This is a genomic window from Allochromatium humboldtianum (assembly GCF_013385175.1).
GTDB classification, from domain to species: Bacteria; Pseudomonadota; Gammaproteobacteria; order Chromatiales; family Chromatiaceae; genus Thermochromatium; species Thermochromatium humboldtianum.
In genome coordinates this window covers 158766-172758 of sequence record NZ_JABZEO010000005.1, presented here as the reverse complement: position 1 = coordinate 172758, position 13993 = coordinate 158766, and the positions used below count along the sequence as shown (strand labels likewise).

The window sequence follows — 13993 nt, the reverse complement described above, 5'->3', positions numbered from 1 at the left end:
CCCTCCGGCGCGTCCTTGGGTCGATCAGTCCAGGGAGTCGCGCAGGAACCGGAACAGCTTGCGCGGCGCATCCGGCTTGCCGCGTTCGGTGTCGCGCTGAGCGGCGCGGACCAGGGCGCGCAATTGCTGGCGGTCGACTTCCGGGCAGGCTTCGATGAATTCGGTCACGGCCCCATCGCCTTCGGTGATCAGACGTTCGCGCCAGCGCTCCAGCGCATGATGGTGCGCGGTGGCGGTACGCTCGCGCTCCTCGGCACCGTCGATCAGCACATGGACGGCTTCCATGTCCTCGCGTTCGAGCAGATTGGCGATGCGCTTCCAGTGACGCTTGCGCGCGCGCAGATCCTTGATGCGCGGCGTCTCGTCGAGTGCGACCCAGGTCGCCTCGCTGAGATTGAGCCGCTCCAGCTCATGGCGCGGCATCGACGCCATCCGCTCGGCGAGCGCCTGGAGCGCTAGCTTGTCGCGCTTGATCTGGCTCTTGCTCGGGCCTTGCGGCTGATCGTCCTCATCGTCGTATTCCAACTCATCATCGTGTAATTGCATTCAATTCAACCTGTCTTGTCACATCTCCACTGGGTCGGCCAGATGATCGACCAGCAGTTGCAGCGATTGCCGCCCGCGATAACTGTTTATGTCCAGTCGATAGACCAGACGCACCGCACCGTGCGCAGCCTCGATCCGCTCGCCGAGACCGAAGGCGATGGCTTCGATCACGGCCCCGCCCGGCGGCGCGACCCTGAGTTTCAGATGCCGTCGGTCATCGCCGACGAGGCGCGCCTCGACGACCTCGAACACGTCATCGAAACGCGGTTCGGGGAAATCCTTGCCCCAGGGACCGCCGAAGCGCAGCGCCTCGGCGGTCTCCAGCGTCAGGAGTTCCGCTGGCAGGGCGCCGTCGGAACGGATCTCAGGGGTCGGCGGAATGTCGCCGAGCTGTACTCTGACAGCCTCGACGAAGGCGTCTCGAAACGGCTCCAGACAGCCGGGGCGCAACGTCAGCCCCGCCGCCATCGCATGTCCGCCGAAATACTCGATCAGCCCCGGATGTCGCCGGTCGACCCAGTCGATGGCATCGCGCAGATGCAGTCCCTCGATCGAGCGTCCCGAGCCGCGCAGCCGACCATCACCGGCGTCGGCGAAGGCGATGGTCGGGCGATGATAGCGTTCGCGCAGACGCGCGGCGACGATTCCGGATACACCCTGATGCCAGTCCTCACCGAACAGGCAGAGTCCGGGCGGCAGTGACTCGCCATCGAGGATCAGGGCGTCGAGCACGGCCTCGGCGGCCTCTTTCATGGTGCCCTCGATCGCCCGGCGCTCGCGGTTGAGGGCATCGAGCTGCTGGGCCATCGCGAGCGCCCGGTCCGGGTCGTCGGTCAGCAGACACTCGACACCGAGCGACATCTCGGTCAGGCGTCCGGCCGCGTTGAGCCGGGGTGCGACGAAGAAGCCGAAGTCGGCCGCCGTCGCGCGTGCCGGATCGCGCCCGGCCACCTGGAGCAGGGCCAGCACCCCGGCACAGGCGCGTCCGGCGCGCACTCGTCTGAGTCCCTGCTCGACCAGGATACGGTTGTTGCGATCCAGGCTGACCACATCGGCGACCGTGCCGAGCGCGACCAGATCGAGCCGTTCGGCCAGATTGGGTTCCGGTCGGTCGGTGCCGAACCAGCCGCTCTCGCGCAGTCGTCCGCGCAACGCGGCGAGCAGATAGAAGACCACGCCGACCCCGGCCAGATGCTTGCTTGGGAAATCGCAGCCCGGCTGATTGGGATTGACGATGGCGTCGGCCTCGGGCAGCGCGTCGCCGGGCAGATGATGATCGGTCACGACCACGCTCAGACCCAGCTCGCGGGCGCGCGCCATGGCCGCATGACTGGAGATGCCGTTGTCGACCGTCAGGATGACATCCGCGCCCTGCCCGCAAGCCGCCTCGACCACGGCGGGACTGAGACCATAGCCATTGGAGAAGCGGCTCGGCACCAGGAACGACACCCGGCGCGCGCCCAGATCGCGCAGCCCGCGCACGGCGAGCGCGCTGCCGGTGGCGCCGTCGGCGTCATAGTCGCCGACCACCAGGATGGACTGGTCCGACCGGATCGCCTCCACCAGCCGATCCACGGCGGCCTCCATGCCATGCAGGGACGTCACGGGCGCGAGCGTTCCGAGTCCGGGCGCGGCCTCGGCCGGATCGCTCAGGCCGCGATGGGCATAGAGGACGCTCAGGAGTTCGTCCGGGTGGCGGGCTTGGATGGGAGCGTCCTGGTCGGGGACGCGGCGAATGCGGATGGCGGTCACGGCGGTAGCTGGGATTCCTGAAGTCGAGCGAGTATCAGTCTGCGTCCAGGCCGGAGTGGACCGGGCGCTGAGACAGGCCGAGCAGTGTGTCGGGAAACCGCGACGCTATCAACCCGCGTGCATCCCTCTTGACAGCGCCATTTTTGCGATTACATTGTTAGCACTCGCGCCGCAAGAGTGCTAACAAACTCAACCCGATCGATCCACACTGACCTTCCTCAAGGGAGATCCAAGATCCATGAACCTCCGTCCTTTGCATGATCGTGTCGTCATCCGTCGCAGTGAAGAGGAGCGCACCTCCGCCGGCGGCATCCTCATCCCCGACAGTGCGACCGAGAAGCCGAGCCAGGGCGAAGTCGTCGCCGTCGGCAAGGGCAAGATCCTCGACAACGGCGATGTGCGCGCGCTCGACGTCAAGGTCGGCGACCGCGTGCTGTTCGGCAAGTATTCCGGCACCGAGGTCAAGATCGGCGACGAGAAGCTGCTGGTGATGCGCGAAGACGACCTGATGGGCGTCATCGAATAAGCCCCTGAGCGCATCTGATACCGAAACATCCCGAATCCAAGTCGAGAGGCTCATCGAGCAATGACTGCCAAGCAGATCTTCTTCAGTGAAAACGCCCGTGTCCGCATGTTGCGCGGCGTCGACGTCCTGGCCAATGCGGTCAAGGTCACGCTGGGGCCGAAGGGCCGCAACGTCGTGATCGAGAAGTCCTGGGGCGCGCCGACCGTCACCAAGGACGGCGTCTCGGTCGCCAAGGCGATCGAACTCAAGGACAAGTTCGAGAACATGGGCGCGCAGATGGTCAAGGAGGTCGCCTCCAAGACCTCCGACATCGCCGGCGACGGCACCACCACCGCGACCGTGCTGGCGCAGGCCATGGTCCGCGAGGGCCTGAAGTCGGTCGCCGCCGGCATGAACCCGATGGACATCAAGCGCGGCATGGATCAGGCCGTCGAGGCCGCGATCAAGGAGCTGCAAGCCCTGTCGCGTCCCTGCTCGACCAACAAGGAGATCGCCCAGGTCGGCACCATCTCGGCCAACTCCGACGACTCGATCGGCAACATCATCGCCGAGGCGATGGAGAAGGTCGGCAAGGAAGGCGTCATCACGGTCGAGGAAGGCAAGTCGCTGCACAACGAGTTGGATCTGGTCGAAGGCATGCAGTTCGACCGCGGCTACCTGTCGCCCTACTTCATCAACAACCAGCAGAGCCAGAAGACCGAGCTGGACGATCCCTTCATCCTGCTGTACGACAAGAAGATCTCCAACATCCGTGATCTTCTCCCCGTGCTGGAAGGTGTCGCCAAGGCCGGCAAGCCGCTGCTGATCATCGCCGAGGACATCGAGGGCGAGGCGCTGGCGACCCTGGTGGTCAACACCCTGCGCGGCATCCTCAAGGTGTGCGCGGTCAAGGCGCCGGGCTTCGGTGATCGTCGCAAGGCCATGCTTCAGGACATCGCCATCCTCACCGGCGCGACCGTGATTTCGGAAGAAGTCGGCCTGTCGCTGGAGAAGGCGACCCTGAACGATCTGGGTACCGCCAAGCGCGTCCAGGTCGGCAAGGACGACACCACCATCATCGACGGCGCCGGCTCGCACGACGACATCAAGGCCCGTTGCGAGCAGATCCGCGCCCAGATCGAGGAGACCAGCTCCGACTACGATCGCGAGAAGCTCCAGGAGCGTCTGGCCAAGCTGGCCGGCGGTGTGGCCGTGATCAAGGTCGGCGCGGCCACCGAGATCGAGATGAAGGAAAAGAAGATGCGCGTCGAGGATGCCCTGCACGCGACCCGCGCGGCGGTCGAGGAAGGCATCGTGCCCGGCGGCGGTGTCGCCCTGGTGCGCGCACTCACCGCGATCAAGGATCTCAAGGGCGTCAACGACGACCAGACCGTCGGCATCACCATCGCCCGTCGCGCGATGGAAGAGCCGCTGCGTCAGATCGTCGCCAACGCCGGTGAAGAGCCGTCGGTCATCCTCAACAAGGTCGCCGAGGGTTCGGGCAGCTTCGGCTACAACGCCGCCAACGGCGAGTTTGGCGACATGATGGAGATGGGCGTCATCGATCCGACCAAGGTCACGCGCTCGGCGCTGCAGAATGCGGCCTCCGTGGCTGGTCTGATGATCACCACCGAGGCCATGGTCGCCGACGAACCGAAGAAGGAGAAGGCTCCGGCCGCGCCCGCCGGCGGCATGGACGACATGGACTACTGAGGCGCCGCCTCCCGCTGAATCGCCCCAAGCGGGCTGATGCCAAAGACCCGGTCGAGTCCCTGCTCGGCCGGGTCTTTGCGTTTCAGGGCGCGCTCAAAATCTATCGCGATCCTGCCCCATCATTGCATTCTTGCAGATGGCTTCACGGTTTCGAATGACGGTTGCCCCTATGCTAGGGATGTATCCGCCTGGATTCATCGTCGTAACGACGGGGCGATTCACCCGATGGTGGATCACTGTCGAGTCCAAAAGGCGCTAAGATTAATAATAAATAGCGACCGACTTCGGTTGGTATGGGATGTCAACGAAAAGACGCCATTTTCAGCGGGATCATGAGCTTATGAACACATTTCTCAACCTTGCTCGCCGAGTCGGACTTCTGTCCATACTGCTGTGCCTGAGCATGCCCCTGCTCGCGGCGCAGTACGTACTGGAGTGGGATCCTGTCGACGACCCGCGCGTCGTCAATTACCGGGTCTATTATGGTCAGACTCACCGCGACTACGATCAATGGGTCGATGTCGGCAATGCGACGACCTACACCGTACAGAATCTCGACCCGAACACCGTCTACTACTTCGCCGTGAAGGCCGACGACGGTGCCGGCGAGTCGTCTGACTTCTCCAACGAAGTCACCAGCGGAAGTTTCAGATATGTCTTCGGCCTGGGCGCCTATCCCAACAACGACGGCCAGCTCGAACTGGCCAACATGAACAAGCTCTTCGAGCAGACGCTCCCGGCCGGATGGGCCGAATACAACGCTCTGAGCGGCGCGACGCGGATCGCCACCGGCGACATCGACGGCGACGGCAAGCACGAGATCGTCATCGGCTTCGCGAAGGCCGGATCTGGATTGCCGGGCGGACGTTTTCAGATCCTGGACGACGACTTCTCGCATCTGGCCTGGGGGCAGGTCGACTGGGCGGATTACAACTCAGCCAATGGCGAGACACGCCCGGCCGTGGGTGACGTCGATGGCGACGGCAAGGCCGAGATCTTCATCGGTCTCGGCGCCGAGGGAGGCGGTTCTCTCCAGATCTTCAGTTATGCCGGCGGTTCACTGCAATCGCTCGGCTGGACCGATATCAACTGGCCTGGTCAAACTTGGCCGGCGATGGGTGACATTGATGGCGACGGACGCGCCGAACTCGTCGTCGGGCTCGGGACTGGCGGCACCTTCCTGATCAAGAAGGGCTTCGACAAGACATTGCTCGCAGCCGGTCAGGATCCCTGGCAGACGGAGCTTCAGGGCGATCTGTCCTGGCCTGAATATGCCGCGCAAGTCGGCGAGACTCGTCCGGCGTTGGGCGACCTGAATGGCGACGGTACGCAGGAGATTGCGATTGGTCTTGCACCCTATGGCGGCGGCTATGTCGAGGTGTTCGACTATCGTTTGTCCTCGATCCTGTCGATGGCCAAGTTAACCGTTGGCTGGAGCCAATACAACGACTTCAACGGCGAGACACGTCTGGCCATCGGCGACGTCGATGGCGACCAGCGCGGCGAGATCATCGCCGGTCTCGGCGAGGGCGGCGGCGGCTATGCCGAGTTGTTCGAGGATGCCGGCTCCGGTTTCGCCAATGCCGCCAATCTGATGGGGCCATTCGGGAGTTCGGCCTATCTGAGTTCGAATGGGGCGCTGTGGCCGGCGTTCAAGCTGGAGCGTGTATCGTCGACGGGGGGTGAGCCGATCACCGCGACGGGTTACTGGCTCGACGTCCTCAAGACAGGTACGGGTTCGGGGACGGTCGGCGGCGGTGGCTATTATGCGGCGGGCACGACCGTCACCCCGACGGCCACGGCGGCGAGCGGCTCGACCTTCGCCGGCTGGAGTCCGAGCAGCTGCGGCAGTTCCTTCAGCCTGAACGCTGACACCGCCTGTACCGCCACCTTCACGACGGCGCCGGTCAACTACACGCTGACAGTGACCAAGACGGGTACGGGTTCGGGGACGGTCGGCGGTGGTGGTACCTATGTCGCCGGAACCACAGTCACGCCGACGGCTACGGCGGCGAGCGGCTCAACCTTCGGCGGCTGGAGTCCGAGCAGTTGCGGCAGTTCCTTCAGCCTGAACGCCAACACCACCTGTACCGCCACCTTCACGGCGGCGCCGGTCAGCACGGTTCAGTATGCACTGACGGTCAAGACCACGGGCAGCGGCACGCTGAAGAGTTCGCCCGCCGGAATCGACTGCAGTGGCTGCTCGGCGAACTATACCAGTGGAACCAAGGTGACGCTCACCCCGGTTCCGGGTAGTGGTTTCGCGTTCACCGGCTGGAGCGGCGCCTGCTCGGGTGCGGGTGCCTGCAGCGTGACGATGTCGTCCGATCTGACGGTCACGGCCAATTTCAGAAAATCCAAGTAAACCCCAAGCTCGTCATTTCACTCCGAACGCGGTTTAATAGCCGCCCTTGATCCCCCGGTGCCGCTTGGTGGTCTTCACCAAGCGGTTGAACGGGAAGCCGGTGCCTTCGTCCAGGGTGAACGAGGAAAGCCGGCGCTGCCCCCGCAACGGTAGACGAGTCAAGACGCGACAGACGGCCACTGTGAGCAACAGGCTCATGGGAAGGCGTCGCGTCGGGGTGTCCAAACACCCCGCTCGTGAGCCCGGAGACCGGCCAGGGGATCGGAGCCGCGCCAGATTGAGAGGCCGGCTCCATGAACGGGGTCGCGTGGGGCGACGACCGTGCGCCAGCGTCCCCGGCTCGTCCGGCGGTTCAGTGTGCGTCCATTCGGCTCCCCATCGCGGCCCTCCCCTGTCGAGTCAGGCGGGTGTGCCTGACTCAATGCACGGAGTCGAAACAACCATGTCCCATCCCTGGATGCTGGCGGCGCTGATGCTACCGCTGGCCGGTCTCGTCCTGGCCGACGAGACGCCCACTCAACTCGAATCTGTGGTTGTCACCGCCACCCGGACCGCCGAACCTGAGAGTACGACCCTGGCCTCGGTCACCGTCATCGACCGCCCCGAGATCGAACGTCGTCAGGCGCGCTCGGTGCCGGATCTGCTGCGCGGTCTGCCCGGCGTCAGCCTCACGCGCACCGGCGGCCCCGGCCATCAGTCTTCGCTCTTTCTGCGCGGCACCAACTCGGATCACGTGCTGGTGCTGGTCGACGGCGTCAAGATCGGCTCGGCGACCTCGGGTACGGCCTCGCTGGAGGATCTGCCGATCGAGCAGATCGAGCGCATCGAGGTCGTGCGCGGACCGCGTTCCAGTCTCTATGGCTCGGAGGCCATCGGCGGCGTGATCCAGATCTTCACCCGGCGCGGCGGCGGCGACTGGTCGCCACGGCTGACGCTGGGGGCCGGCACCCTCCACACCGCGCGGGTTGCCGCCGGACTCTCTGGCGGCGGCGAACGCGGCTGGATCGATCTGGGCGCCAGCCTCGATCGCACCGACGGCATCGATGCCTGTTCCGGGCGCTCCAGTCCCTTCGCTGGTTGCGGCGTCGAGCAGGACGACCGCGATCCCTATCGCAATCTAGGGCTGAGTCTGCGCGCCGGTTACAGCTTCAGCGAACAGGCCGAACTGGAGTTCAATGCACTGAGAACCGAGGGGCGGCTCGACTTCGACGGCTCAGCCTTCGCCGGCAATGTCTCGCGCTCCGAACAGCAGGTGTTGGGCGCGAAAGCGATCCTCAAGCCCCTCGAACCCTGGACCCTGACGCTGGCTGCAGGACAGAGCCGGGACAACTATCGGTCTTTCTTCGACGATCCGGACACAGCCGACGGCGAGCGCTTCATCGATCGCTTCGAGACCACGCGCGACAGCCTCTCGCTGCAGAACGACTGGCGTCTCAACGAGGCTCAGCTCGCCACAGTCGGCCTGGACTATCGCGTCGACCGTGTCGACGGCACCGTCGACTACAGCCGCGACACCCGCGACAACCTGGGCGTCTTCGGCGAATATCAGGCCAGCCTCGGCGCGGCGGATCTCAAGCTCAGTCTGCGCCAGGACGAAGATGGCGATCTGGGTGGACACGGCACCGGCAATGCCGCGCTCGGCTATCTGTTCGACACCGGACTGCGCGTCTCGCTGGCCTATGGCACCGCCTTCAAGGCCCCAAGCTTCAACGATCTCTATTATCCCGACTACGGCAATCCGGACCTGGACCCGGAGCGTTCGCGAAGCTGGGAGCTGGGGATCGCCGGTGAGCTGCCGGTCGGTCCAGGGATCGACGGACGCTGGGATCTGAGTCTCTATGAGACCGACATCGACGATCTGATCGCCTATGATGCGGCAAGTTCGGCCGCCGCCAATGTCCGGCGCGCGCGCATTCGCGGACTGGAAGCGACGACGAGCGCCGACTATCGCGACTGGAGCCTCAAGACCAGCCTGACCCTGCTCGATCCCGAGAACCGCTCGCCCGGCGCCAACCAGGGCAACCTGCTGCCGCGCCGTCCCGAGCAGAGTCTGGAGATCGACCTGGAGCGGCGCTTCGACCGCTGGTCGCTCGGTGGCACGGTCTTCGTCGCCGGCCGGCGTTACGACGATCTGGCCAATCGCGACCGGCTCGACGGCTATGCCCTGCTCGACCTGCGCGCCGAATACCGGATCAATCCGGCACTCCGTCTTCAGGCCAGTCTCGAAAACGCACTCGACGAAGAGTACGAGACCGCCTATCTGTACAACCAGCTCGGGCGTTCGGTCTATCTGACGCTCCGCTACCAGCCCTGAGATCGATGAACATGACGCTCGACTGGCTCAAAGACCCCTGCCGCCCCATCGACCACCAGGCCGCTGCGGCGGCTCAGGCGCGTCAGGACAAACTCACCAAACCGCGCGGCTCGCTCGGTCGCCTGGAAGAGATGGCGATCCGGCTCGCCGGGATGCAGGGCACGGACGCGCCCACGCCCGACCCGGTGCGCATCCTGCAATTCGTCTCCGATCATGGCGTTGCCGTCGAGGGCGTCTCCTGCTTCCCGCGCGAAGTCACGCTCCAGATGCTGCATAACATCGCGCGCGGCGGCGCGGCCGTCTCGGTGATGGCCGAGGCGATCGACGCCGTGATGGAGATCTTCGATCTGGGCATCGCCACCGACCCCGGCCCGGTCGCGAACGTGCGCTCCGAGCGGCTCGGCCCCGGCACCGGCAACATCGCCCGCGAACCGGCCATGACCGAGGATCAGCTCGCGCGCGCGCTCGACATCGGTCGCACGGCGGTCGAGCGTGCACTCGACGAAGACGCGCGACTCCTGATCTGCGGCGAGATGGGCATCGGCAACACCACCCCGGCGACCGCGCTGGCCTGTGCCCTGCTGGATCTGGAGCCGTCGATCCTGACCGGCCCCGGCACCGGACTCGACCGCCAGGGCGTCTCGCGCAAGGCCCAGGTAGTTGCGGCGGCCCTGAATCTCCATGCCCGCCCCGAGCACGGCCCCGTGGAACTGCTACGCCGTCTCGGCGGCTTCGACATCGCCGCCAGCACCGGCGCCTTCATCCGCGCCGCGCAGCTCGGATTGCCGATCCTGGTCGACGGCTTCATCATCAGCGCGGCGGCGCTGGTCGCCACCCGGATCAACCCCGGCGTGCGCGACTGGATGCTGTTCTCGCACGGCTCGGCGGAACCCGGACATCGACACATGATGGAGGCGCTCGACGCCGATCCCTATCTGCATCTGCGGCTGCGGCTCGGCGAGGCCACGGGCGGCGCGACCCTGGTGCCACTGTTGCGCATGGCCTGTGTCGTGCATCGGAAGATGGCCACCTTCGACGAGGCCGGGGTCAGCGAGGCTTGAGCAGCTCTGGAGCTGAGCCGCTCATCGAGCTGTTGCGTCATGGCGATGTCGAGGGCGGCGCCTGTTTTCGCGGCGAGCGAGACGATCCGCTGAGTCCGCTCGGCTGGGAGCAGATGCGGCGCGCGACGGCGGATCGGTCGGACTGGACGCGAATCGTCAGTTCACCGGCGTGCCGGTGCGCCGAGTTCGCGCGCGAACTGTCCGAGACGCATGACCGACCCCTGGACCTGGTGGACGCTTTTCGCGAGCGTGGTTTCGGCGATTGGGAGTGCCTTGCCGTCGCCGAGATCCCGGCCGATGAACTCCAGCGCTTCTGGAACGATCCGGTCGGCTATACGCCGCCTGGGGCCGAACCCTTCGTCGATTTCCGCGCGCGGGTGCTGGCGGCCTGGCGCGATCTGCTCGACACGCGCGAACCCCGGACGCTCCTGATCACCCACGGCGGCGTCATCCGGGTGCTGGTCGCCGAGGTGCTGAGCATGTCCGATGCCGGATTGCTGCTGCTCGAAGTCCCTCATGCCTGTCTCACCCGACTGCGGATCTATCCGCCGCCGGGGCGTCCGAGTCTGATTGCTCACGGTTCGATCGAATGACACGACTACGCCCGCTCTGGATCGCCGGACGATTCCTCTCCCGGCTGCCCTTCCCCGACCCCGGCTCGACGCAACCGCATGAGACCGGGCACTCCGTCCCCTGGTATCCGTTCGTCGGCCTCCTGATGGGAGGACCGGCGGCGCTCGCGGCACTCGCGCTCGCCGGCGCGCCGATCGACGTTGCGGCCGTTCTGGTACTGATGCTCTGGGTCTGGTCGAGCGGCGTGCTGCATCTGGATGGGCTGGCCGATAGCGCGGACGCCTGGATCGGCGGGATCGGCAGTCGCGAGCGCACGCTGGAGATCATGAAGGATCCGCGCAGTGGTCCGGCCGCCGTGACGCTCATCGGGCTGGTGCTGCTCGCCAAGTGGGCTGCGCTGAAGACGCTGATCCTGGCCGGCGTCATCTGGCCGCTGCTCGCCGTTCCCATGCTGGCGCGGGCGCAGTTGCCGCTGCTGCTACTGACCACGCCCTATGCGCGTCGGCAGGGTATGGCCGCCGATCAGTTCAATCATCTGCCTCGGCGGGCGGCCTGGCTGAGCGTGACGGCGGCTGGAGTCGTGACGCTGGCGCTCGGCGGCTGGTCGGGGCTGGTACTGATCCTGGCGGCGCTGGCGCTCTACTGGATCGCGCGGCGAGCCATGCTCGCTCGGATCTCCGGCTTCACCGGCGACACCGCCGGCGCCCTGGTCGAGCTGACCGAGACCCTGGCGCTGCTGCTGTGCGCGATCCTCATCGAGTGATCGGCACATTCGAGCCACTGTCGGCACACACACGCCACCACAAGACGCTCGATCGCCTCAAGGCGGCCGCGACGGATGATGCGTCCACAGCCGTCCGGCACGCTCGCGCCGGCCCTGCGGCTCGTCGATCCAACCGTCCGGCCCCAGCCTGAACTGAACGGCGCCGTCGAACGCCGTGTTCAGGGTCTGAATCCCGCGCTCGGCCAGACGCTCGCGCACCACAGGCGCCGGAAAGCCGAACTGATTGGCATAGCCGGACGAGAACAGCACCCACTCGGGCCGAGTCACATCCAGCAGACGCGCCGACGTCGAGGTCGCGCTGCCGTGATGTCCGGCGATCAAGACCGCAACCCGCCAGTCGGCCCCGAGACGCGCGACCAGACGCTCTTCGGTGCGGGCGCCCACATCACCGGTCAGCAGGATGGATCGCTCGCCGGTGCGAATCTCCAGCACACAGGATGCCTCGTTGCCCTTGAGGTCGGCGCGTTGCGGATGCAGCAGCCGAAAGTCGACGCCTGACCAGTTCCAGGTCTCGCCGGCCAGACAGGGTTCGGCGCCGGCCAGTCCCAGCCGCTCCGGTTCGCCGCTGAGAATGGTCTCGGCGGGCGCCAGCGCCAACAGACCGGAGGCTCCGCCCGCATGATCCCGGTCGGCATGGCTGACGACGAGCCGATCGATACGCTCGATCCCGCGCGACCGGAGAAAGGGCGCGACCATCATCGCGCCCGTGTCGAAACCGCCCGGATAGGCCGGCCCCGCGTCATAGACCAGAATGCCGTCCTGGGTCTCGACCACGACGGCCAGCCCCTGCCCCACGTCGAGCAGACTGAACCAGACCTCGCCCCAGCCGGGCGCATCCGGGCGCGCGACCGCCAGCGGCAGCATCAGGATCAAGCCCTGCCAGCGTCCCGGCAGACCGCGCGGCGCAAGCAGCAGCACCGCCCCCAACAGCGCCGAGGCCCAAGCCCACAGCGGTCGTGCCGGCAGGTGAACGGCGGCCCAGGGTCGAGCCGCGAGCCAGTCCAGACCGTTCAGACACCAGCCGAGCCCCTCGGCGACCAGACGCAGCGGGACATCGAGTCCAGCGAACGGAACCAGGCTCAAGAGACCGGCGATCAACACCAGCGGCAGGATCAGCACACTGAACAGCGGCACCGCCACCAGATTGACCAGCGGCGCGATCAGCGATGCCTGACCGAAGAACAGAAACAGCAGCGGCAGCAGTCCCAGACCGACCGCCCATTGCGCCCGCCCCCAGCGCGTCCAGAGATCGCGGCTCGGCAACCGCTGTCCCAGATGCAGCAGCAGCAGGGCTACGGCTCCGAACGACAGCCAGAAGCCATACGACAGCACGGCCCCCGGATCCCAGACCAGCACCCCGACCAGCGCCAGCATCAGCGCCTGATAGGGTCGCAGCGTGCGCTGCCAGAACAGCGCCCCCAGCACCACCGCCAGCATGATGAGCGCGCGCTGGGTCGAGATGGCGAATCCGGCCAGCGCCGCATAGCCGAACCCGGCCAGCAGACTGAAGACCGCCGCCGCACGCGGAGCGGCCAGAAGCAGGGTCAGACGCGCACTCAGCGACCACAGCCGGCGCGCCAGCCAGAAGACGCCGCCGGCCACCAACCCGACATGCAGCCCCGAGATCGCGACCAGATGATTGGTGCCGGTGCGGGTGAAGGTGTCCCAGGTCTCGCGCTCCAGGGCGCCGCGTTCGCCCAGGGTCAGGGCCTGGATCAGCCCGAGTTGCGGCGAGCCGTCCAGCGCTCCGGCCAGATGCTCGGCCAGCCGCTGACGCAGGCGGGTCAGCCAATAGGCCCCCGGCCCCGCGTCCAGACGCTCGAACGCTTCCCGACCGCGCGGATAGCCGGTCGCCGCGATCCCCTGCTCGAACAGCCAGCGCTCGTAGTCGAAGCCGCCCGGATTCAGCGAGCCATGACGCGGCTTGAGACGGACGTTGATACGCCAGCGCTCACCGGCCGACAGTGCGGGACAGTCGCGATAGCAGGAGATCCGAACCCGGCCGCTGAAATCCAGCCCGGTTCCGTGCTCGTCCCAGGTGTGCCCGACGTCGAGCAGAAAGCGCGTTCGATGCGTCTCGACAGCGGGGATCGAGGCCACGCGCCCCTCGACCACCAGAGGCGCGCGCGCCAGTTCATCCGGAAAGGGCGTGCACAGCCCTTGACAGGCGTGCATCCAGGCCCAACAGAATCCAAGCGCGAAGGCGAAGGCCCAGCTCGCACGCGGCCGGACCCAGGCCGCAACGGCCAACGCGGACAGGAGCACGGCTCCCGACCACCAGGGCGGCATCTCAGGCAGCAGATGCAGCCCGCCGACACCCAACGCGAAGCCCAATCCGACATCAAGCCGCATCCCAAGCCGCCTCTGGCCTTATACTCGC

10 protein-coding genes and 1 riboswitch are annotated in these 13993 nt (G+C 66.4%); of the genes, 7 read left to right on the top strand and 3 right to left on the bottom strand.

Going from position 1 to position 13993, the window contains the following annotated elements:
• Positions 1-24: 24 nt before the first annotated feature.
• Positions 25-546: a ribosome biogenesis factor YjgA gene (gene yjgA / locus HW932_RS09355; protein WP_176976224.1), complete on the bottom strand. Its 522-nt coding sequence runs from the start codon at positions 544-546 to the stop codon at positions 25-27.
• An 18-nt stretch (positions 547-564) separates the two neighbouring features.
• The gene (gene recJ / locus HW932_RS09350) at positions 565-2298 is read right to left on the bottom strand and encodes a single-stranded-DNA-specific exonuclease RecJ (RefSeq protein WP_176976223.1); all 1734 of its coding nucleotides are present in this window, start codon (positions 2296-2298) and stop codon (positions 565-567) included.
• Positions 2299-2536: 238 nt separating this feature from the next.
• Here recJ and HW932_RS09345 point away from each other — a divergent pair, with 238 nt between their 5' ends.
• The 7 genes from HW932_RS09345 to HW932_RS09315 all read left to right on the top strand — a co-directional run bounded on the left by HW932_RS09345 (position 2537) and on the right by HW932_RS09315 (position 11592).
• On the top strand, positions 2537-2824 hold the full coding sequence (locus tag HW932_RS09345) for a co-chaperone GroES (RefSeq protein WP_176976222.1): 288 nt from the start codon (positions 2537-2539) through the stop codon (positions 2822-2824).
• A gap of 60 nt (positions 2825-2884) precedes the next feature.
• Complete coding sequence (gene groL / locus HW932_RS09340; RefSeq protein WP_176976221.1) at positions 2885-4516, top strand: chaperonin GroEL; 1632 nt, start codon at positions 2885-2887, stop codon at positions 4514-4516.
• A 340-nt stretch (positions 4517-4856) separates the two neighbouring features.
• Entirely contained in the window at positions 4857-6881 is a 2025-nt protein-coding gene (locus tag HW932_RS09335) for an InlB B-repeat-containing protein (RefSeq protein WP_176976220.1), read from the top strand.
• A 38-nt stretch (positions 6882-6919) separates the two neighbouring features.
• A riboswitch (cobalamin riboswitch) is annotated at positions 6920-7153 on the top strand.
• Between the two features lie 170 nt (positions 7154-7323).
• On the top strand, positions 7324-9195 hold the full coding sequence (btuB, locus tag HW932_RS09330; RefSeq protein ID WP_176976219.1) for a TonB-dependent vitamin B12 receptor: 1872 nt from the start codon (positions 7324-7326) through the stop codon (positions 9193-9195).
• 5 nt (positions 9196-9200) lie between these two features.
• Positions 9201-10256 carry a nicotinate-nucleotide--dimethylbenzimidazole phosphoribosyltransferase gene (gene cobT / locus HW932_RS09325; protein WP_176976218.1) on the top strand — a complete coding sequence of 352 codons (1056 nt, stop codon included), beginning with the start codon at positions 9201-9203 and terminating at the stop codon, positions 10254-10256.
• Positions 10253-10849, top strand: coding sequence for a histidine phosphatase family protein (locus HW932_RS09320; protein ID WP_176976217.1), 597 nt, complete (start codon positions 10253-10255; stop codon positions 10847-10849). Before cobT ends, HW932_RS09320 begins: the two co-directional genes overlap by 4 nt.
• The gene (locus HW932_RS09315) at positions 10846-11592 is read left to right on the top strand and encodes an adenosylcobinamide-GDP ribazoletransferase (RefSeq protein ID WP_176976216.1); all 747 of its coding nucleotides are present in this window, start codon (positions 10846-10848) and stop codon (positions 11590-11592) included. Before HW932_RS09320 ends, HW932_RS09315 begins: the two co-directional genes overlap by 4 nt.
• Before the next feature lie 57 nt (positions 11593-11649).
• Here HW932_RS09315 and HW932_RS09310 read toward each other — a convergent pair whose 3' ends face one another.
• The gene (locus HW932_RS09310; RefSeq protein WP_176976215.1) at positions 11650-13965 is read right to left on the bottom strand and encodes a DNA internalization-related competence protein ComEC/Rec2; all 2316 of its coding nucleotides are present in this window, start codon (positions 13963-13965) and stop codon (positions 11650-11652) included.
• Positions 13966-13993: the final 28 nt, after the last annotated feature.

What these genes read in the sequence shown, in the direction of transcription:
- cobT (WP_176976218.1), top strand. Translation starts at nt 9,201, where the DNA reads ATGAACATGACGCTCGACTGGCTCAAAGACCCCTGCCGCCCCATCGAC.
- HW932_RS09315 (WP_176976216.1), top strand. Translation starts at nt 10,846, where the DNA reads ATGACACGACTACGCCCGCTCTGGATCGCCGGACGATTCCTCTCCCGG.
- yjgA (WP_176976224.1), bottom strand. Translation starts at nt 546, where the DNA reads ATGCAATTACACGATGATGAGTTGGAATACGACGATGAGGACGATCAG.
- groL (WP_176976221.1), top strand. Translation starts at nt 2,885, where the DNA reads ATGACTGCCAAGCAGATCTTCTTCAGTGAAAACGCCCGTGTCCGCATG.
- HW932_RS09310 (WP_176976215.1), bottom strand. Translation starts at nt 13,965, where the DNA reads ATGCGGCTTGATGTCGGATTGGGCTTCGCGTTGGGTGTCGGCGGGCTG.
- btuB (WP_176976219.1), top strand. Translation starts at nt 7,324, where the DNA reads ATGTCCCATCCCTGGATGCTGGCGGCGCTGATGCTACCGCTGGCCGGT.
- HW932_RS09335 (WP_176976220.1), top strand. Translation starts at nt 4,857, where the DNA reads ATGAACACATTTCTCAACCTTGCTCGCCGAGTCGGACTTCTGTCCATA.
- HW932_RS09345 (WP_176976222.1), top strand. Translation starts at nt 2,537, where the DNA reads ATGAACCTCCGTCCTTTGCATGATCGTGTCGTCATCCGTCGCAGTGAA.